This is a genomic window from Kutzneria chonburiensis (assembly GCF_028622115.1).
GTDB classification, from domain to species: Bacteria; Actinomycetota; Actinomycetes; order Mycobacteriales; family Pseudonocardiaceae; genus Kutzneria; species Kutzneria chonburiensis.
The window spans coordinates 7,733,680-7,753,591 of the sequence record NZ_CP097263.1; the positions used below are offsets into that span (position 1 = coordinate 7,733,680).

At 68.7% G+C, this 19,912-nt stretch carries 15 protein-coding genes, 1 tRNA gene and 1 pseudogene; 12 read left to right on the forward strand and 5 right to left on the reverse strand.

The genetic code is table 11. From position 1 onward, the window contains the following. The first annotated feature begins 191 nt into the window (after positions 1-191). Positions 192-265, forward strand: a tRNA-Thr gene (locus tag M3Q35_RS35765). An 893-nt stretch (positions 266-1,158) separates the two neighbouring features. Here the strand turns inward: M3Q35_RS35765 and M3Q35_RS35770 are convergent. Further along, positions 1,159-2,097 (reverse strand): hypothetical protein, encoded by a 939-nt coding sequence (locus M3Q35_RS35770; RefSeq protein ID WP_273936961.1) that lies wholly within the window; start codon positions 2,095-2,097, stop codon positions 1,159-1,161. A gap of 530 nt (positions 2,098-2,627) precedes the next feature. Between M3Q35_RS35770 and M3Q35_RS35775 the strand changes: the two genes are divergently transcribed. The 4 genes from M3Q35_RS35775 (at position 2,628) to M3Q35_RS35790 (ending at position 4,993) form a co-directional block, all read left to right on the forward strand. Beyond that, positions 2,628-3,407, forward strand: a complete 780-nt coding sequence (locus M3Q35_RS35775; RefSeq protein WP_273936962.1) for an SAM-dependent methyltransferase — start codon at positions 2,628-2,630, stop codon at positions 3,405-3,407. 104 nt (positions 3,408-3,511) lie between these two features. Next, positions 3,512-3,796: a hypothetical protein gene (locus M3Q35_RS35780; RefSeq protein ID WP_273936964.1), complete on the forward strand. Its 285-nt coding sequence runs from the start codon at positions 3,512-3,514 to the stop codon at positions 3,794-3,796. A 16-nt stretch (positions 3,797-3,812) separates the two neighbouring features. After that, complete coding sequence (locus tag M3Q35_RS35785) at positions 3,813-3,992, forward strand: hypothetical protein (RefSeq protein ID WP_273936965.1); 180 nt, start codon at positions 3,813-3,815, stop codon at positions 3,990-3,992. A 191-nt stretch (positions 3,993-4,183) separates the two neighbouring features. Continuing rightward, positions 4,184-4,993 (forward strand): C1 family peptidase, encoded by an 810-nt coding sequence (locus M3Q35_RS35790; RefSeq protein ID WP_273936966.1) that lies wholly within the window; start codon positions 4,184-4,186, stop codon positions 4,991-4,993. Positions 4,994-5,053: 60 nt separating this feature from the next. On the opposite strand, the gene M3Q35_RS35795 is transcribed toward M3Q35_RS35790, so the two are convergent. Together M3Q35_RS35795 and M3Q35_RS35800 are read right to left on the reverse strand one after the other, a co-directional pair. Continuing rightward, the gene (locus M3Q35_RS35795; RefSeq protein ID WP_273936967.1) at positions 5,054-5,737 is read right to left on the reverse strand and encodes a VC0807 family protein; all 684 of its coding nucleotides are present in this window, start codon (positions 5,735-5,737) and stop codon (positions 5,054-5,056) included. Positions 5,738-5,806: 69 nt separating this feature from the next. Beyond that, positions 5,807-6,262 carry a DUF4442 domain-containing protein gene (locus M3Q35_RS35800; RefSeq protein ID WP_273936968.1) on the reverse strand — a complete coding sequence of 152 codons (456 nt, stop codon included), beginning with the start codon at positions 6,260-6,262 and terminating at the stop codon, positions 5,807-5,809. Between the two features lie 263 nt (positions 6,263-6,525). Here M3Q35_RS35800 and M3Q35_RS35805 point away from each other — a divergent pair. After that, positions 6,526-6,714: pseudogene (locus M3Q35_RS35805) on the forward strand (MarR family winged helix-turn-helix transcriptional regulator); the annotation flags it as partial. A 198-nt stretch (positions 6,715-6,912) separates the two neighbouring features. Further along, positions 6,913-8,604, forward strand: a complete 1,692-nt coding sequence (locus M3Q35_RS35810; RefSeq protein WP_273944598.1) for an MDR family MFS transporter — start codon at positions 6,913-6,915, stop codon at positions 8,602-8,604. Between the two features lie 53 nt (positions 8,605-8,657). Here the strand turns inward: M3Q35_RS35810 and M3Q35_RS35815 are convergent, their stop codons facing one another. Then, entirely contained in the window at positions 8,658-9,176 is a 519-nt protein-coding gene (locus M3Q35_RS35815) for an inorganic diphosphatase (RefSeq protein ID WP_273936969.1), read from the reverse strand. 184 nt (positions 9,177-9,360) lie between these two features. On the opposite strand from M3Q35_RS35815, the gene dacB reads away from it, so the two are divergent. The 4 genes from dacB (at position 9,361) to hpt (ending at position 15,371) form a co-directional block, all read left to right on the forward strand. Continuing rightward, positions 9,361-12,552: a D-alanyl-D-alanine carboxypeptidase/D-alanyl-D-alanine endopeptidase gene (gene dacB / locus M3Q35_RS35820; protein ID WP_273936970.1), complete on the forward strand. Its 3,192-nt coding sequence runs from the start codon at positions 9,361-9,363 to the stop codon at positions 12,550-12,552. Between the two features lie 99 nt (positions 12,553-12,651). After that, a complete protein-coding gene (locus tag M3Q35_RS35825) occupies positions 12,652-13,674 on the forward strand; it encodes a zinc-dependent metalloprotease (RefSeq protein ID WP_273936971.1) in 1,023 nt (340 codons plus the stop codon). Positions 13,675-13,789: 115 nt separating this feature from the next. Then, the gene (gene tilS / locus M3Q35_RS35830) at positions 13,790-14,776 is read left to right on the forward strand and encodes a tRNA lysidine(34) synthetase TilS (protein ID WP_273936972.1); all 987 of its coding nucleotides are present in this window, start codon (positions 13,790-13,792) and stop codon (positions 14,774-14,776) included. A 40-nt stretch (positions 14,777-14,816) separates the two neighbouring features. Then, positions 14,817-15,371 (forward strand): hypoxanthine phosphoribosyltransferase, encoded by a 555-nt coding sequence (gene hpt / locus M3Q35_RS35835; protein WP_273936974.1) that lies wholly within the window; start codon positions 14,817-14,819, stop codon positions 15,369-15,371. 86 nt (positions 15,372-15,457) lie between these two features. On the opposite strand, the gene M3Q35_RS35840 is transcribed toward hpt, so the two are convergent. Then, positions 15,458-17,086 carry a substrate-binding domain-containing protein gene (locus M3Q35_RS35840; protein ID WP_273936975.1) on the reverse strand — a complete coding sequence of 543 codons (1,629 nt, stop codon included), beginning with the start codon at positions 17,084-17,086 and terminating at the stop codon, positions 15,458-15,460. 582 nt (positions 17,087-17,668) lie between these two features. Here M3Q35_RS35840 and ftsH point away from each other — a divergent pair. Further along, positions 17,669-19,888, forward strand: a complete 2,220-nt coding sequence (ftsH, locus tag M3Q35_RS35845; RefSeq protein ID WP_273936977.1) for an ATP-dependent zinc metalloprotease FtsH — start codon at positions 17,669-17,671, stop codon at positions 19,886-19,888. The last annotated feature ends 24 nt before the right edge of the window (positions 19,889-19,912 follow it).

The following is a 19,912-nucleotide window of genomic DNA, read 5'->3' on the forward strand; positions in this document are numbered from 1 at the left end:
CGTCCTCCTCAGCGGCCGGCCGCCTGAGACCGGCATCACGTAGGGGCTAACGACATACGTAACCGCAGGTAACGCCCCCGTCGTTAGCACTTCCGGGCGACCCGCGCCCGATGAGACCCCCGTCACCCCCGCCCCGGCGGTATCCCCTGCACAAGCACCCTCCCCCGCCCGCTATAGTGGTCACGCACCACGCCGCCTTAGCTCAGTCGGCCAGAGCAGCTCACTCGTAATGAGCAGGTCGTCGGTTCGATTCCGACAGGCGGCTCGTCCTCGGGGCCTCCATGTTCGCGGAACGCGCGAACATGGAGGCCTCGCGTGTTTTCTGGGGCTCTCGCCCCAGACCCCAAGCCAGGGCGGGCTTCGCCCCCTGGACCCCCTTCGGGCTCGGCTTCGCCATCGCCTCCCCTCGGGCTCGGCTTCGCCATCGCCCTTGGGCGTGGGGTGAGTTGGGTGGGTCTGTTGGCTGTGGCGTGAGCTCGTGGGTGCTCAGTCTTTGCTGGAAGCAATTCGGCGGGCGGTTGCCGAATTGGGTTGCCGTGGCGTCAAGCTCGGGGGATCGCTCATTGTGAGCCCGGTTATCACCGAGGGTGTGTGATTGGCGTGAGAAGTTGATGATTCGCAAAGGGAAAACGTGACTGTGTAGGTAACGAAATCTGCCTATATAGCGACTTTTGTCGCAGCGGAGGCGGCTTGGGCTGGCCGGTGCCTGATAACGTGCCGCAAAAACCGCAGTCGAGGGTGAGGCGAGGCCGTGAGCAGGCGATGTTGTAACCGTCCGTGGCAGTGGCCTGCCTTGTCGAGCGCGGTCGGCGAAGTCGACACCTGGTCGCGGACGGTGTCCAAACGTGTGTGTAGAGTAAGCATGCGGCCTGGCCGAGATGGCATGCAGCGGATGGCAAATTGCATCTAGTTGCGGCGTCAGCCGTCCCCTTGATGGGTGACGGTAAATCAGGCTTGTCGAATCTCAACCAAAGATGAAACACTTTTCGACTACGGCGAGGTAGCACTGTGACTGAGTGTCTGGCGACGGTCTGGTCTGGCGATGAGGGTGGCCCGGGTTCTGGCAAGACCGGGGTAGCTCGCGCTGAGCTTCACCTGTAATCCTGTCCGGACCGTCTGGCCGCAGTCGGAACCGGTGCTGCGGCCAGGCGCGACGGCTCAGATTAGATCGAGTCGCATCCCGATGCGATGATCGGCTGGAACGTCACTCGCGGTGAGAGTAAATTGAGTCTGCCCGTTCTCGTTGACGCTTGTCTGTAAGTCGCAGTCTAGATCGTCGTCGAGGCCGATGCTGTCGAAGCGGGCTTGGTGGCCTTGTGGAAGAACAACTGTGTAGCGCAAGAACTTGAGTGGCGCGGAGAATATGCGGACAAAGTCTTCGGCGGCGTGACGGCGAATCAGGGGAACGCACTTCAACGGCCAATACAGCCTGAAGTTGAAGCTGGCCTCATTTCCTTGCTCCAATGGACTGGCCAGATGGACGGTTATCGCAATCTTGGCGGACTGATACCATGTGTGCGTGACCGCACGCGGACGTACTCCGCCTTTGCGACCATTTGTGGATGTTGTGACGCTGAATCGGACTTTACCCTGGAAGCGTTCTGGCCAGGTGTGCGCGGCGCCGGCCCACAGGCTGAAAAACTCGACGAAGTCGCTCTCCGCGACAATGGTGCATTCGATCTCCTCGACCGTGTTGCCTCGTGCGTCAATCTGGATGACGTGATCCCAAGTCCGCGGTTGGCAAGAATGGTGATACCGCTCTTCGAGTGCGAAGCAGTAGTCTCGAATCAGTCGCTCGGCAGTCGTGGCACGGCTCAGTAAGTGAAGCTTGCTCGCGGTCAAGAAGGCGAATAATGCCACGGTGCATGCCGTGGTTGCGACGATAGCGCCTGTTCGAATTGCGGGCTCCCCTAGTGTTGCGCTTAATAATCCGGCGAAGGCGAGAACTGCTAGTACGGCTTCGGTTGTGGCTGCCATGCTGGCGTTTGAGATGTAGTCTCGCAGATTGTCGAGGGTGATCGACAGTAATGTCGTTTTCGGCGAATGCCCAGGACTGGCAACCTTCCTTGGGTGGGTGCCGATGTTCGTCGACTTCACGTCGCCACCCCTCTCGGAGCCTGCCCGCATGCAATCCTTTGGGCTGCCAGTAGCGCGTCCCGGCCGTTGCGGCCGGGTAGAGTAACTGAAGCAGTCGGTGAGGACTTGCGTCAATGCGCATCCTGCATAGGGTGGTTGACGGGCCCGGCTTGAGACGCGGTGTGTCGAACGGCAAATCGAGTACCTCGAAGGCGGGCTCCGGGCGTGCTAGCGTGCTGGGTGACGGGTTTTGTCTCGGACTGGTGACGTGCCGAGTGTGGATCAATAACGTGCATGGGCCAATAGGGTTAGGGTTGACGGCCATTGGGTGCTCTGCGTTGCGTGGATGAAATTGAACCACGCAATTGCAACGTAGGCGGCCGGCTGTGCACGTGCGGGGATGTTAAGGCGTGCTAACTCTCCGGTGTTGAGGGTTTAGCAGGTGGATATTTCGCGGACGAGCTTGTTCTGCGAAACGGTGTCGGACGCGCGGCGAGATAGCGGGGCGGGCAGACGTTGCCCGTGGCGGAAATAGTGACCAGGATGGCCGAATGACGGAGCGGTGGGCGGACGGGGCGGATGTTCGGCGGGCGAATGTGGCGCGGGTGTACGACTTCCTGCTGGGTGGGTCGCACAACTTCGAGGCGGACCGGGAGATGGCTCGCCACATGATCGCTACGGCGGGAGACGCGGCGAAGGTGGCGAGGGCGAACCGGGCGTTTCTGCGGAGGGCGATGGGGGAGCTGGGGAAGGCCGGTGTGCGGCAGTACCTGGACATCGGGGCGGGCATACCGACGGTGGGGAACACGCACGAAGCGGCGATGCCGGGTGCGAAGGTGGTGTACGTGGACCACGACCCGGTGGCGGTGGCCCACGCGCAGGTGCTGCTGGCCGACGACCCGAACACGATGGCGGTGGAAGGGGATCTGAGGGAGCCGGACCTGCTGCTGCGAATGGCGGAGGCGACGGGACTGCTGGACCTCGGCGAGCCGGTGGGGATTCTGATGCTGGCGGTGCTGCCGTTCGTGAAGGACGAAGAGCGGCCGGAGGAAGCGGTGGCGCACCTGAGGGACGCGGTGGTGCCGGGGAGCTACCTGGTGCTGTCGCACGGGGCGAGCGACGCGGTGCCGCCGGAAGAAGTGCAAGCGCTGTACGAGAAGCGGGCCACGTCGACGATCACGCTGCGGAGCAAGGGGCAGGTGGAAGGGTTCCTGGACGGCTGGGAGGTGCAGGAGCCGGGAGTGGTGTGGCTGCCGGCCTGGCGTCCGGACGACGAGCCGACGGACCCGGCGGCGTCGATGATGTACGGCGCGATGGGGCGTAAGGCCTAGCGGCAATCGATTGCACAGGCCGCGCAACAGCGTAACCGCTGCCGTCATTTGAGGGTCACTCGTTAGTGTCGTGACGTTCAGTATTTGTGGAATATCGCGCGCACGTGCATCTGCGCGTCGAACTTGAGTCACTCGATAGTGTGAACCGAAGCGTTTCGACGATCATGGAAGGTGAAATCGGCGTGCCGCTCGTCGCCCCTGGGCGACCGGTCGTCGATGATCGGGCTCCGGTGCTTCGGGTGATCGTGTCAGCCGGCGGTGACGGGAGCATGATTCCGGCACCGAAAAAAGCCGCGGTCCTGTGGCAGCAGGAACCGCGGCGCAGCCCTTCCCATGTCGTCGCCCGAGAGAGGACCGACTTTGAGTGTAGAACCGCCACCGCAGCGTGACGGGTCACACGACCGAGTGCAGATCATCGTGCACGCGTTCCCGGATCGCACCCGGTCGGCGAACCGGCCGCCGAGCTGCCCACAGCAGCCGGCGACCGCGGGTCGCGGCCGCGGCGGGGCACACCGTCGCGCCAGCTCGGGCCTGCTGCCCACGCTGGTCCGCCGGGTTTTCGCGGGCTGGCTGCCGTCGGCGTGACGGCGCGCAATTGACGATGTGAAAAAAGGGGCGTCCACCGGAGATCACATTCCGCTGGACGCCCCTTGGTGTGTTCGGGTGATTCCGCCCGGGGGTCACGCCAATGGCGGAGTTCCGTATCAGACGGCCAAACCGATGCTCCTGTCAGCGGTACCCGCCGGCTTTCGGCGGGCCTAGGAGGGGACATCGCCATGACCAGTCCGACACCGAGGAGCGTGGCCCGCTACGGATGGGTTCCTGACCTTCCCGACGCCAGGGACCACATGTATGCCGCGCCCCGCGCCGCCGTCGCCAATCTGCCGGCCAGCGTCGACCTCAAGACCGGCCTGCCCGAGTGCTACGACCAGGGCCAGATCGGCAGCTGCACGGCCAACGCGATCGCCGGCGCCTTCGAGTTCTCGCTGCGCAAGCAGGGCCTCGCCGATTTCATGCCGTCACGCCTGTTCATCTACTACAACGAGCGGGCGATGGAGGGCCACGTCGGCACGGACTCCGGCGCCCAGATCCGTGACGGCGTGAAGAGCGTGGCCAAGCTGGGTGTCTGCCCGGAGACGGAATGGCCCTACGAGGCCATCCCGGCCGACGCGAACGGCAACTTCCCGGCCGGCTCGCGGGAGGCGACCCGGCCGTCCAACGCCTGCTACCAGGATGCGCTGAAGAGCCGGGCGACGACCTACCAGCGGGTGACGACGACGCTGGACCAGCTGCGCGGCTGCCTGGCCGCGGGCTACCCGTTCGTCTTCGGCTTCAGCGTGTACGAGAGCTTCGAGAGCCAGCAGGTCGCGAACACCGGCGTGGTGCCGATGCCCGGCCCGTCGGAGGAGCTGCTCGGCGGCCACGCGGTGCTCGCCGTCGGCTACGACGACGCCAGCAAGCGCTTCCTGGTGCGCAACTCGTGGGGCACGGGCTGGGGCCAGCAGGGCCACTTCACCATGCCGTACGCGTACCTGACCGAGCGCAGCCTGTCCTCGGACTTCTGGACGATCCGCGTCGTGACGTGATCGACAGCGCGGCGAACGGCCCGACCGTGGACACGGTCGGGCCGTTTTCCTTGCTGGCACTCACTTCTCGCCGGCGGCGGTGTTGACCATGGCAGCCACCGGGACCAGCCAGCGGCGCTGCACGATCGAGCAGCCGACGATGGTGACGTACAGCGGGATGTTGGTGGCCCACACCGCGGTGTCGAACGGCTGCGTGAACACGATCAGCAGCCGCGCCGCCACCTCGACGACAAAACCGATGGCCCACACCATGTTCGCCCGCACCAGCAGCGCACGGAAGGCGGGCGAGCTGACCATGAACTCGTCCCAGGCGGCCGACTTCCGCACGCTGTTCGCGATGAACGGCTTGAACGCGGCGGTCATCACCGGCTGCTGGCGCAGCGCCATCACGGCGATGTAGATGCCGAGTGTCGCGGTGCCGAGGCCTTCCTTGGCCAGCATGAAGGTCGGCGAACCGGTCAGCAGCGTGATCGGGATGCTGATGACGGTCACGATCAGCACCGCCAGCGCGAACTGGTCGGGCTTGCCGGACCGCACCGTGGTCCAGATCGTGCGCGCCGCCGGCACCAGGCCGCTGACGATCAGCGCGGTGATCACGTCAACGCCGAAGGCGTTCTTCAGCAGGTAGTACGTGCCCAGCGGCAGGCCGATGTCCATGACCAGCGACAGCAGACTGCCCAGCGGGCCCTGCACCTTGGTCGGCTCGGTGGTCTGACCGGCTGCGATCTGCTGTGTCGTCGTCATGGCAGTAACGCTAGGAAAGCCGGCCTTTCCGCACGGGTGCCGAACAATCGAGCTGTGCCATGACAGTTGTCACGACCGGTTGGGCCGCAGGGTCCACAGCACGGTGAGCTCGGTGGTGATCACGCCGTCGGCGTTGGTGATGGTGACCCGCACCGGGAACTCCGGGCGCTGCCCGGCGTCCAGCTCGGCGATGACCTCGGCGGCGTCACGGCCGAGCACGGCCTCGGCTCGCAGCGGGCCGAGCGCGACCTTGCGATAGCCGATCTCGGCGCTGACCACGAGCGGGGTGGCCCGGCCGAGCTGCTCGGCGAACGCGGTCAACAGCAGCGCCCCGGACGCGGTCTCGCCGACGCCGAAAATCATGGCCGCGTGCAGGCCGCCGACGTGGTTGTGTTGGCGGGAGTCGTCGGCGATGGTCGCGACGACCTTGTCCGGCCCGATGTGCTCGAACTCGACGCCGTTGCTGCCGACCCACGGCACGGCCTGCTTCATGCCCTCGCCGATGAGTGCGTAGTCAGTGCTCATGAGCCGATGCTACTCGACGGTAACTTAACGGGCGCCCCATGACCGAGCTCACAGAGTATTTCAGTTGCTAAGACACTGGCGCGAAATGCATGCTTGTACTCGGCAACTACTTGGATGACACAAGCAACAGGGGGAGCCCCGTGGTTCCGCTGGGTGAGGTCGAGGTGCGGGACGACCTGGAGGTGGCCGACGGCATCGGGATGTCGATCGCACGGCTGCACCGGTTGCTGGCCTGCGTGTCGTCCTCCGGCAGCAAGGCCGGTATGGACCGGCCGACGTTCATGCTGCTCGCAACCCTGGCGGAGCACGGTCCGCGCAGGTCGGGGGCGCTGGCCGAGCTGGTGCACAGCGATCCGTCGACGGTCAGCCGCCAAGTGGCGCAGCTGGTCAAGACGGGCCTGGTCGAGCGCCAGGTGGACAAGCAGGACGGACGGGCGACCGTCCTGGCCGCGACCGAGCAGGGCCTGGCCCTGCTCGCGGACATGCGCGGTCGGCGCAATGCGCAGATCGCACAAATGATCATGCACTGGCCCGATGACGACCGGGCTCGCTTCAACGAGCTGTTCGAGCGGTTCATCACCGACTACGAGCGTCATCTGCCGGTGTTCATCGCCGCGTTCGCCGACAAGGCGGGCGTGGGAGGAGAAGTAATGGCACAGACCGCTTCGCCGGCCACCGCCGGTGTCGGCGGTGGGGGGTTCACCCAGCGTCAGATCATGACCGTGATCTCGGGCCTGATGCTGGGCATGCTGTTGGCCGCGCTCGACCAGACGATCGTCTCGTCGGCCATGCGCACCATCGCCGACCAGCTGCACGGCCAGACGCTGCAGGCGTGGGCCACCACCGCGTATCTGATCACTTCAACCATCGCGACGCCGCTGTACGGCAAGCTGTCCGACATCTACGGGCGCAAGCCGATGTACCTGGCCGCGATCACCATCTTCCTGGTCGGCTCCGTGCTGTCCGGCATCTCCACGTCGATGTACGAGCTGGCCGCGTTCCGCGCGCTGCAGGGCGTCGGCGCCGGCGGCCTGATGTCGCTGGCCTTCGCCATCGTCGGCGACATGATCCCGGCCCGTGAGCGGGGCAAGTACCAGGGCTACTTCCTGGCCGTGTTCGGCCTGTCCAGCGTGGCCGGCCCGGTGGTCGGCGGCTTCTTCGCCGGCCTGCCGACGCTGCTGGGCGTGGACGGCTGGCGCTGGGTGTTCCTGGTCAACATCCCGATCGGCGTGATCGCGCTGATCGTGGTCAGCCGGGTGCTCAACCTGCCGCACAACCGGGTCGAGCAGAAGGTCGACTACTGGGGCGCGCTCACGCTGTGCCTCGGCGTGGTGCCGCTGCTGATCGTGGCCGAGCAGGGCCAGGAGTGGGGTTGGGGCTCGGCCGGTTCGCTGGCCATGTTCGCCATCGGCGCCATCGGCATCGTCTCGTTCATCTTCGTCGAGCTGCGGATGGGCGACGCGGCGCTGCTGCCGATGCGGCTGTTCCGCAACAGCGTGTTCAGCCTGGCCAACGTGCTCAACTTCATCGTCGGCATGGGCATGTTCGGCGGCCTGGCCGCGCTGCCGCTGTACCTCCAGATCGTCAAGGGTGAGACGCCGACCAACGCCGGCCTGCTCACGCTGCCGCTGATGGTCGGCATCACGGCGTCCTCGCTGAGCTCCGGCCAGGTGATCGCCCGTACCGGTCGCTACAAGGTGCTGCCGATCATCGGCACCGCCGCCATGGCGACCGCGCTGTTCCTGTTCAGCGGCCTGTCCGCGGACAGCAACCTCGGGTACGCCGGCCTGGTGATGGCGCTGATGGGCGTCGGCCTCGGTCTGTGCATGCAGACCCTGGTGCTGGCCATCCAGAACGTGGCCAAGCCGCAGGACATGGGTGTGGCCACCGCGTCCGCGACGTTCTTCCGCGGCATCGGCGGCACCGCCGGCACGGCGATCTCGCTGTCCATCCTGTTCGGCGTGGTCGGCGAGCGGATCACCAACGCGTTCTCGGCGGCCCGGACCGACCCGGCGTTCATCGCGGCGACGCAGGACCCGAAGGTGCTGGCCAACCCGGCCAACGCCGGCTTCTTGAAGGGCCTCGCCTCCGGCGGCGGCAACATCGACCTGGAGAACACCTCGTTCATCCAGCAGTTGGACGGCCGGCTGGCCCGGCCGCTGCTGGAGGGCTTCGCGTCCGCCATGGACACGGTGTTCCTGGTCGGCGGCATCACCACCGTGGTCGCCTTCGCGCTGGTCTGGTTCCTGCGGGAGGTGCCGCTGTCGACCAAGTCCGGTCTGCAGCGCGCCGCCGAGGGCGAGCAGGCCGAAGAGCGTGCGCTGATGCCCGTGCTGGACTGACGAGCTGATCGAAAAGGGCCCTTCCTGCCGGAAGGGGCCCTTTCCTCATGTGCTCAGTGCTTCGCGAACGGCTCCATGGTGCCGTTGGCGATCGCGTCCTGGTAGCGCTGGTAGGAGCGCTTGACCTCGGCCTCGGCCTCGGTGCGACCGACCCAGGTCGCGCCCTCGACGCTCTTGCCCGGCTCGAGGTCCTTGTAGACCTCGAAGAAGTGCTGGATCTCCAGCTTGTGGAACTCGTTGAGGTGGTGGATGTCACGCAGGTGCTCGGACCGCACGTCGTCGGCCGGCACGCAGAGCAGCTTGTCGTCGCCGCCCTTCTCGTCGGTCATCCGGAACATCCCGATGGTGCGGGCCCGGATCAGACAGCCGGGGAACGTCGGCTCCTGGACCAGCACGAGGGCGTCCAGCGGATCCCCGTCCTCGCCGAGCGTGTCGTCCACGAACCCGTAGTCGGCCGGGTACTGGGTCGCCGTGAACAGCGTCCGGTCCAGGCGGATCCGGCCGGTCTTGTGGTCGACCTCGTACTTGTTCCGCACACCCTTGGGGATCTCGATGGTGACGTCGAACTCCACTGTCCTCGCTCGTTTCGCCTCTTTGTACGCGAGCGCGCTCCACGGTCGGCGCGCTGCGGCGGGGTTGGCACTCCGGTTACGCCACTAGTGTGGACCACAAGTCGTGTGTCGCCGGTATCCATGGGGCCGGTGAGCTGTGTGAGCTTGGTCCGTGTCGGCCACGGGCCCCGTCGAGGAGGACTCCGTGCCCGAATCCGGCCAACCGGCGCCGGCCTGGCCGACCCAGCCGGTGGAGGACGCTTCGGAGCCGGCCGTCGCCGCAGGTGAGGGCGCCCAGGTCGGGTGGCCGTCGGCCGACGGTGACGGCTCGTCGCCGGCCTGGCCGAGCGATGAGTCACGGTCGCCTGATGGGGTGAAAGTGGCGGCCGAGGAGTCGGCGACGGCCGAGGTTGAGCCCGACATTGAGGATGAAACAGACAGCGAGACGGAGTCCGTCGAGCCCGTCGAGTCTGAGGCTGAGGTCGCGGTCGAGGAGCAGGACACCGAGCCGGCGACGCAGCAGGTGCAGGAGCCGGTCAAGCAGTCGGAGCCCGCCGGGGAAGCGGAATCGCCCGAGGAGTCGGAGCCGGCGAAGCAGTCGGAGCGCACCGAGAAGTCGGAATCGGTCGAGGACCCGGTGACCAAGCAGGTCCCGGTCGCGGAACAGGTGCCTGCGAAGGAGCAGGTGGCCCAGCAACTGCCCGTGCCGGTGAAGCAGCCGGCCGAGGAACCGGCGGCCCGGCAGGACTCGGTGCCGGAGCCGGTCGCGGAACAGGTTCCTGCTGAGCAGCAGGCCCAGCAGCCGCCGGTACCGGTGAAGCAGCCGGCCAAGGACCCGGTCACTCAGCAGGTGCCGGTGCCGCAGCCCGTGCGGGAAGCGGACAAGGAGCCGGTGGCTCAGGCCGCGCCGGAATCCGTCGAGGAGCCGCCGACCCAGCCGGTCCCGGAGCCGGTCACTCAGCAGATGCTGGAGCGGCCGACGAAGTCGGGGTCGGTGCAGCCGGTGCCTGGGTCGCCGACCCAGCAGGTGTCGGAGCGGTCGATCGAGCCGGTCGCGGAGCCCCTGACTCAGCAGGTTTCGGAGCGGCCGATCAAGCCGGTCGCGGAGCCGCTGACTCAGCAGGTGTCGGAGCCGCCGACCCGGCAGGTTTCCGAGCGGCCGCCCAAGCCGGGGCCGGAGCGGGCGGCGCGGCCGGTGCCCGAGCCGCCGACTCAACCGGTTCCGGAACCTCCCACCTCGCACGTTTCGGAGTCGCCGGCCCAGCAGATGTCGGAGCGGCCGACCCGCCATGCTCTCGAGCGGCCGACCCCGCCGGACCCGGAGCCGCCCACCCAGCAAGTGGAGCGCCTGACTCGGCAAGCGCCGGAGCCGCCGACTCAGCAAGGCCCGGAGCGGTCGCCCAAGCCGGGGCCGGATCGACCGGTGCCCGAGCCGGCGACCCAGCGGGTGCAGGTCCCGCCGCCGCCCGTCCCACCGCGGACGCAGCCGCCGGCGCCGTTCACGCCACCGGCCCCGCCGCGGACGCAGCCATCGGTGCCGCTCACGTCACCGACCCCACCGCCGAAGCCGCCCGTGCGGCCGGCTCCGCCTCGGGAGCCCGTCACGCAGCGGGTGCCGGTGCCGCCTCCGCCGCCGAAGATCCAACCGCCGCAACCGGTTCCGCCGCCCAAGCCGGTGTCCAAGGAGCCGGAGACGCTGAGGATCAGGCTGGCCGACGTGCCGACCAAGGCCCAGCCCATGCGGATCGAGCCCGCGCGGTCGGAGCCGCCGGTGTCGCCGCTCGAAGACACGATCGCCATGCCGGTGGACAACGACCGGGCCCGCCTCGATCCGCCGACGGTGCAACTGCCGGGTCCCGGTGGGCCGTCCGTCGATGACACACCGACGATTCGCGTGCAGGTGCCACGCCCGCCGGCGGCCGGCCGGCCTGAGCTGGGCGACGACGTGCCGCAGCCGGCGCCGCAGCTGCCCCCGCCGCCGCGGACGTCACCCGAGAACGACGTCGACGAGCCGGCGCCGCGCCGGTCCCGCAAGCCGTTGTTGGTCGGGCTGGCCATTTTCCTGGTGCTGGCCGTCGGTGCGACCGTCTACTTCGGATCGTCCGGCTTCGGTGGCTCCACGGTCGTCGCGACCGCCCCGCCGCCGTCGCCGGCCGCGCCGAACCTGCTGATCAAGCCCCTGGGCGACGCCCAGGGCCCGACCGCGGCCGGTGTCGCGGCCAAGATCGCCGGCCCGGTGTCGTCGCCCGCGCTGGGCACGCTCACCGGCAGTGTCATCGACCCGGCGACCGGCACGACCTTGTGGGAACGCAACTCCAGCACGCCGCTGACGCCCGCGTCGGCCGGCAAGGTGCTGACCATGACGGCCGCGCTGCTGTCGCTTGACCCGCAGTTCCGCTTCACCACCACCGTTGTCGCCGGTCCCGACCCCGACACCGTGGTCCTCGTCGGCGGCGGTGATCCGACCCTGTCGTCGCTCCCGGCCGGCAAGGAGACCGTCTACCCGGGCGCCGCGCGCCTGGACGACCTTGTCGCACAGGTGAAGCAGGCGACCGGCGGCACCGTCCACAAGGTCTTGCTGGACACCAACCGCTACAGCGGCGACGCGATGGCCCCGGGTTGGGAGAACAGCGACATCGCCGGCGGGTCCGTCGCCCCGATCACGCCGATCATGCTGGACGGCGGCCGCAGCCGGCCGACCGTGTCGGAACCGGCGCGCACCGCGACGCCGGACACCGACGCCGCCAAGGAGTTCGCCCGGCGACTCGGCGCCGACCCCAACTCGGTGGCCAAGGGGACCGCGGGGCCTGACGCCAAGGTGCTCGGCACCGTGCAGTCGCCGCCGCTGACCGACATGGTCAGCAACCTGTTGCAGATCTCCGACAACGTGCTGGCCGAAGCGATCGGCCGCGAGGTCGCCAAGCAGGCCGGAGCGCCCGTCACCTTTGCCGGCGGCTCCAGCACCGTGCTGAACATCTTGCGTAACAACAACTTCGACCTCACCGGCGTCACCATGGTCGACGGCAGCGGACTGTCCACCCAGGACCGGGTGACGGCCAAGCTGCTCGGCTCGATCATGACCGTGGCCGCCGGGCCGGACGGCGGCAGCGATCCGCGGGTGGCCAAGCTGCGGCCGCTGCTGAACGGGCTGCCGGTGGCCGGCGGCAGTGGCACGCTGGCCGATCGGTACGGCGACGCCTCGTCCGCGCCGGGCAAGGGCTGGGTGCGGGCCAAGACCGGCACGCTCGACGGGGTGAACACGTTGACCGGCATCGTGCAGACAGCCGACGGCAAGGTGCTGGCCTTCGCGCTGATGTCCAACGGATCGCAGATCGACCAGGGGCGGGCGGCCCTGGACAACGTGGCCGCGGCGCTGCGCGGATGCGGATGCCGCTGATTCGGCTGCTGCGGTCGGCGCGTCACCCAAGGTAGCGTCGAGGGTGTGAACGCGGGAAACGCAGCCAGGTCCCTGCCCGACGGTGGCCCTCCGTCACCGGTGGACTGGTCGGTCGCCGCGTCGACCGCCCAGCGGTTGATCCGGTCCGGGCCGACCGTGCCCAGAGCGGAGGCCGACGCCGTCGTGCGCGAATTGCGCGGCATGACCGGCGACGCCGAGTTGCACGTGCGTGAGCTGACCGGGCTCGGGCACGGCTTGCCGCTGCGAGAGGGCACCGTGGTCGACCGGCACGGCTGGGTTCGTGCCGCCAGCGAAGGCCTCGCGCTGCTCACCGAGGGTGCGATGCCGGCCAACCTGCCCGGTCCGCTCGGCGGCGTGCTTGCCGGCACCGCCGGCGTGCAGGCCGGCATGGTGCTGGCCTTCCTCAGCTCACGGGTGCTCGGCCAGTACGACCCGTTCGGCGGTGGCGGCCGGCTGCTGCTCGTCGCACCCAACATCGTCGCCGCGCGGCAGGCCATGGACGTGCCGGCCAGTGACTTCAGCATGTGGGTGTGCCTGCACGAGGTCACGCACCGGCTCCAGTTCACCGCCGTGCCGTGGCTGCGGGACTACTTCTCTTCGCAGGTCGGGCAGCTGCTGTCGGTCATGGACGACAACGCCGTCGGGGCCTTCAACCGGATTCCCGAGATGGTCCGTTCGGCGCGGGACCGGCTCAAGACCGTGCGCCCCACCGAGGGGCCGACCGCGTTGATGGAGCTCATCCAGTCGCCCGAGCAGCGAGCCGTCCTCGACCGCCTGGTTGCGCTGTCCACCCTGCTCGAGGGCCATGCCGATCACGTCATGGACGCCGTCGGACCGGTTGTCGTGCCGTCCGTGACGACCTTGCGCAGCCGCTTCACCGCCCGTCGCAAGGGCGGCGGCGTGCTGGACCGGGTGTTGCGGGCCGTGCTCGGCGTCGAGGCCAAGATCCGGCAGTACGCCGAGGGCGCCGCCTTCACCCGGCACGTCGTCGACGCCGTCGGCATGGACGGCTTCAACACCGTGTGGACCTCGCCCGAGACCTTGCCCTCCCGCGCCGAGATCGCCGACCCCGACGCCTGGCTCCGGAGGGTCCATCCCTGAGTTGTCCACAGGGCCCGAGTTGTCCACAGGCTCACCCATTTCAAGATCAACGAGTGATCATGCCGGATAGAATGGCTTCGGGGCGGCCCCCCGGGAGTGGTGGGGGCTGAGTTAGTTGGCTTCTGGTGCGCGCCCGGATGAGGCGGTGTCGGCGGTGCGGACGGCGGTGCGCCGTCTGGTCACCGTGGCGAAGAAGGCCGGCTATCTGAGCAGTGGGCAGCTGGCGGTGGCGGTGTCGGGTGGGGCGGACTCGCTGGCGCTGGCGGCGGCGGCGCAGCATCAGGCTCGAAGGCTGAACGTCACCGTGCACGGTCTGATCGTCGATCACGGACTCCAGCCGGGCTCGGACAAGGTCGCGGCGAAGGCGGCGGAGCAGCTGTCGGCGCTGGGCATCCCGCACGTACGGGTGCTGACGACCAAGGTCGAAGGCCCGGGCGGGATGGAGGCGGCGGCACGGAGGGCGCGGTACGAGGCGCTGAGGCGAGCGCTGCCGGCGGAAGACGCGATCGTGCTGCTGGGACACACAAAAGACGACCAGGCGGAGACGGTGCTGCTGGGCCTGGGCCGAGGCTCGGGACCACGCTCGATCGCCGGCATGCGGCCGCTGGACCCGCCATGGGGTCGCCCGCTGCTGACGGTGACAAGAGCCCAGACGGAGCGCGCCTGCACGGCGCAAGGGCTGACCTACTGGAGTGATCCGCACAACGTGGATCCGGCGTTCACCCGGGTCCGCCTGCGCAACGAAGTGCTGCCACTGCTGGAGGACGTGCTGCAAGGGGGAGTGGCCGACGCGCTGGCCCGGACGGCGGCGCAGCTGCGGGAGGACAACGACGCCCTGGACGCGCTGGCGGCGGAAATGCTGGTGGACGACCCGGAAGGACTGGACACACAACGGCTCGTGAACACCCCGCCGGCGATCCGGCGGCGGGTGCTGCGGAGCTGGCTGCTGCGAAGCGGTGTGACCGAACTCACCGACGCCCAGCTGCGTGACATCGACGCACTGATCGGTGAATGGCGTGGTCAGGGAGGCGTGTTGCTCCGCGGCGGCTTGGTGGCACAGCGCGCACATGGCAGGCTGCAACTAGACCGAGCGTCGTCCTGACCAGGGGCCACGCACCAGGCCGAAAGAGGGGAAGCGGCCCGTGTACGAGGGCGACGTCGCCTCCGTGCTCATCACCGAGCAGCAGATCAGCGACAAGATCCAGGAACTGGCCAAGCAGGTGGCCGCGGACCATCCCGCGCGCGACGGCGGCTCGGACCTGCTGCTGGTCGGCGTGCTCAAGGGCGCGGTGATGTTCATGACCGACATGGCCAGGGCCCTGCCGGTGCCCGTCCAGCTGGAGTTCATGGCGGTCAGTTCCTACGGCTCGTCCACGTCCTCATCGGGCGTGGTGCGCATCCTCAAGGACCTCGACCGGGACATCGCCGGCAAGAACGTGGTCATCATCGAGGACATCGTCGACTCCGGCCTGACGCTGTCCTGGCTGCTGAAGAACCTGGCCTCGCGCCGTCCGGCCTCGCTCGAGGTGTGCGCCCTGCTGCGCAAGCCGGACGCGGTCAAGGTGGACGTGCCGGTCAAGTACATCGGCTTCGACATCCCGAACGAGTTCGTCGTCGGCTACGGCCTCGACTACGCCGAGCGCTACCGGGACCTGCCCTACATCGGCACCCTCGACCCCAAGGTCTACTCGAGCTGACCCGCCAAGGGACGTTTCCTGACGTTGAACGTGAGGAAGGGCCCCTTACTGGCGTTGAACGTCAGTAAGGGGCCCTTCCTGACACATCAGCAGGGGCCGGTGTTGCAGGGGCGGCGGCTGAGGGCGTCGAACAGGACGCCGCGGAACGAGGCGGCGTCGGCGGCCGGGTAGGCCTTGCCGCCGGTCGCGGCGGCGATCGCGTTCAGGGCGTTCATGTCGGCGTCCGGCCCGAGCCCGATGCCGATGATCTGCACCGGCTTGGTCGGATCGGTCTGCGCCCGCAACATCTGCAGCAGGCCGTTGAGGTCCAGCCCGCCGTTCTTCTCGTTCTTCCCGTCGGTGATCAGCACGACCGCGTTGACCTTGGTCGGGTCGAAGTCGTCCTTCAGCGTCTCGTACGCGGCGAAGGCCGTGTCGTACAGCGCCGTGCCGCCGCGCACCCGGGCCGGCAGCCCCGTCGCCGCCTGCTGCAACGCGAAACGCTGGTTGACGCCGTTGACCTTGCCGCCGAGCGGCCCGAGCGGCACCAGTTCCTTCCAGTCGTTGGGCGGCCCCTGCTGCTGCGAAAACGCCCACAGCCCCACATAAGTGCTGTCCGGCATCAACGCCATCGCGGCCAGCGCCCCGTCCCGGGCCACCTCGATCCGGTTCTGTCCACCGGGCATAGGCGAGGTCATGGACCCGGACACGTCGATCACGGCCAGCGTCCGCCCGTCCAGATGCACCACGTTCCACGCCCGCAGCACGGTCCCGACCTGCGCGGCCGACGGCGCCGGCAGCAGCGGCGGGGTCGCGGCCTGCACGCCGTCCTTGCCGCCCCACGAGGTCGACGCGGTGCCCTTGGAGTCACGGAAGCCGGCGGCGCTGAAGATGCCGGCCGACCGCGCCGACCGCAGCTCCTGCTCGAACGCGGCCGCGGCCTGGTCGGTGCCGTTGACCTCGCCCCGCGTGTTCACCCGGACGACCGGGTAGTCGAACAGCACGGTGCCCTCGGCGGGATAGATCGCCACGGCCTTGGCCGGCGCGGCCGTCGTCACGTTGTACGACACGACCGACTGCTCGGTGGTGGTGAACAGCAGCGCGTTGGCCGGGTCCTTGCGGATGTTGTCGAAACCGTTGGACACCGAGTTCAGCGTGGTGCCGCGCAACCGCAGCAGCACCGCGATCAGCTCCTGCGGCGGCAGCCCGTTGGACTGCACCGGCAGCAGGCCCTGCGCCAGGCCCAACGTGGCCACGCCCTCGGTGTTGGTCAGCGGGTCGGTGATCGCGATCGGAGTCTGCCCGGTGACCAGCCGCTGCCAGCTCACCGGCGACTTGGGCCAGCCCAGCTTGTCGGCCTGCGCCGTGCTGGCCGCCACCACCAGCGGCGACGAGGCCAGCGACGGGTGCTCGGTCAGCTTGGGGCTGTTGACCGGGTCCTTGTTGTCCAGGCCCTGCGCGGTCGACACCCACAGCGACGAGTCCGGGATCCACAGCGCCGGCGGGTCGATGGGTCTTGTCGGCAGCGACTGCACGACGTCGGCCGAGCCCTCGCTGACCACGGACACCTTCACGCACTGCCCGTTGACCGACGTCTGGTCGTGTTCGAAGGCGTCGGCCACCGACTGCACCGCGGTGGCCGCGCTCGGCGTCACCGCCACCCGCAGCGGCACCTGGCCGGCGCACCGCACCGAGTTGGCGGTGTTGGCCACCACAACCCCGCCCACCGCCAGCACGGCGACCACAATGGGCAGGAAGAAGTGCCACTTTCGACCCCGATCCGGCCGGGAGGGCGGCCGGTGGGCTCCGGTAGGAGTAGACATTGTGGTGCGCGAACCTCCTGGTCGGCGTCCCAGCGGGCGCGGGCTTTCTGCTCGGATCGTCGACATGGCGGCCCCGACTCGTAACAGTCGAGGGCCCGGTCCGGACGGATTGAGCCGGATGGCGCAACTTTCGGGCCCGAACGGCTCAGCCTGGTGATGGCATTGGCACCCGGGCGCCCTCCTTCTTCCGGTGCAGAGCAGTGCACGGAGGTACGTGGCCGCCCTCGCCCCGGTTCAACCCGAACGGCCCCGGCGTGTCGCCGGTCATGTCGGGGAACCGTGCCCCAGCTCCGAGCGTTGGGACCGTCGTGAGGTCGCCGCCGGCCGAGCGCCGAACTTCCGGCCGTGGTCCGACGGCGGCGGGCGGTAAGCTAGCTGGACGGGGCTGTCCCGCCGAGCGCGGTGACATCGCCGCTCGACGTGTTGAGCAGTGTCGTGAGGCAGGGCTTGACGTAAACGCAGGGAGGGTCGAGGCCGCGTGACGGCCGTAGGTGCATGGACCGCAAGCGCGTTCTCCGCAACCCGCTGATCTGGATCGTGGCGGCGGTTGCTGTCTATCTGGCCATCAACTTGCTGGCCGATGACACCCGTGGCTACACCCAGGTTCAGACCTCGGATGCAATTAGCCAGGTGCAGAAGGGCAATGTCAAGGCGGCCCGCCTCGACGACAAGGAGCAGCAGCTCCGACTCGACCTGAACACGCCGTTCAACGGGCACACCCAGATCATCACGTCGATTCCGGCCAACGGGTCGGAGGACGCGATCTTCCGGATGCTCCAGGACCCGGCCAACAAGGTCGGCTCCTACGACGTGCACGTGACCAGCGAGTCGCCCTTCCTCCAGATGCTGATCATCCTGGTGCCCATCGGCCTGCTGCTGCTGGCACTGATGTGGATGATGAACAACGTCCAGGGCGGCGGCAACCGGGTGCTGAACTTCGGCAAGTCCCGGGCCAAACAGCTGTCCAAGGACATGCCCAAGACGACCTTCGGCGACGTCGCCGGGGCGGACGAGGCGGTCGAGGAGCTCCACGAGATCAAGGACTTCCTCCAGAACCCCGGCCGCTACCAGGCCCTCGGCGCCAAGATCCCCAAGGGCGTGCTGCTCTACGGTCCGCCGGGAACCGGCAAGACCCTGCTGGCCAGGGCCGTCGCCGGCGAGGCCGGCGTGCCGTTCTACTCGATCTCCGGCTCGGACTTCGTCGAGATGTTCGTCGGTGTCGGCGCCTCCCGGGTGCGTGACCTGTTCGAGCAGGCCAAGCAGAACGCGCCGTGCATCATCTTCGTCGACGAGATCGACGCGGTCGGCCGGCACCGTGGCGCCGGCCTCGGCGGCGGCCACGACGAGCGCGAGCAGACCCTCAACCAGCTGCTGGTCGAGATGGACGGCTTCGACTCGCGTGGCGGCATCATCCTGATCGCGGCGACCAACCGGCCCGACATCCTGGACCCGGCGCTGCTGCGGCCCGGCCGCTTCGACCGGCAGATCCCCGTGGGCGCGCCCGACCTGCGCGGCCGCAAGGCCATCCTGCGGGTGCACGCCAAGGGCAAGCCGTTGGCCCAGGACGCCGACCTGGACGGCCTGGCCAAGCGGACCGTCGGCTTCTCCGGCGCCGACCTGGCCAACGTGATCAACGAGGCCGCGCTGCTCACCGCCCGGCACAACGGCACCATCATCACCGGCGCCGCGCTGGAGGAGTCGGTCGACCGCGTGATCGGTGGCCCCGCTCGCAAGAGCAAGATCATCTCCGAGAAGGAGAAGAAGATCACCGCGTACCACGAGGCCGGGCACGCCCTGGCCGCGTGGGCCATGCCGGACATCGACCCGGTCTACAAGGTCACCATCCTGGCGCGGGGCCGCACCGGCGGCCACACGCTGTCGGTGCCCGAGGAGGACAAGGACCTGATGACCAGGTCCGAGATGATCGCCCGGCTGGTGTTCGCGCTCGGCGGCCGCGCCGCCGAGGAGCTGGTCTTCCACGAGCCCACCACCGGCGCCTCCAACGACATCGAGCAGGCGACCAAGATCGCCCGCGCGATGGTCGCCGACTACGGCATGAGCGCCCGGCTCGGCGCGGTCAAGTACGGCCAGCACGACGGCGAGCCGTTCCTCGGCCGGCAGATGTCGCACGCGCCGGACTACTCCCTCGAGGTCGCGCACGAGATCGACGAGGAAGTGCGCAAGCTCATCGAGGCCGCGCACGACGAGGCGTGGCAGGTGCTCAACACCTACCGCGACGTACTCGACGACCTCGTGCTCGAGCTGGTGGACAAGGAGACGCTGCACCAGAAGGACCTGGAGCGGGTCTTCGCCCGGGTGCAGAAGCGGCCGCGGATCACCGAGTTCAACAACTTCGGCAACCGCACCCCGTCCGACAAGCCGCCGGTGAAGACGCCGGGCGAGCTGGCCAAGGAGCGCGGCGAGCCGTGGCCCCCGGCCGGCGAGGAGGAGGTCGAGCCGGAGCCGGCGCCGACCCCCGTCGCCACCGTGCCCGGCGGCGGTGAGCTGCCCGGCACCAACGGCTCCTCCGCCTACCCGCCCGGGCGTCCGACAGGCAGCGCCGGCGGCCCGCCCAACTACGGCGCGCCTCCCGGCTGGACGCCGGCGACGCAGCCCAACCCGAACGGCTCGTGGACCCCGAACTGGGACCAGAACCGACCGGGCAACGCCCCGTCCGGCGATCCGGGTGACACTGAGCGGGACAGCGGCCGTTGAGACGGTCCGCGACCCCGCGGAGGT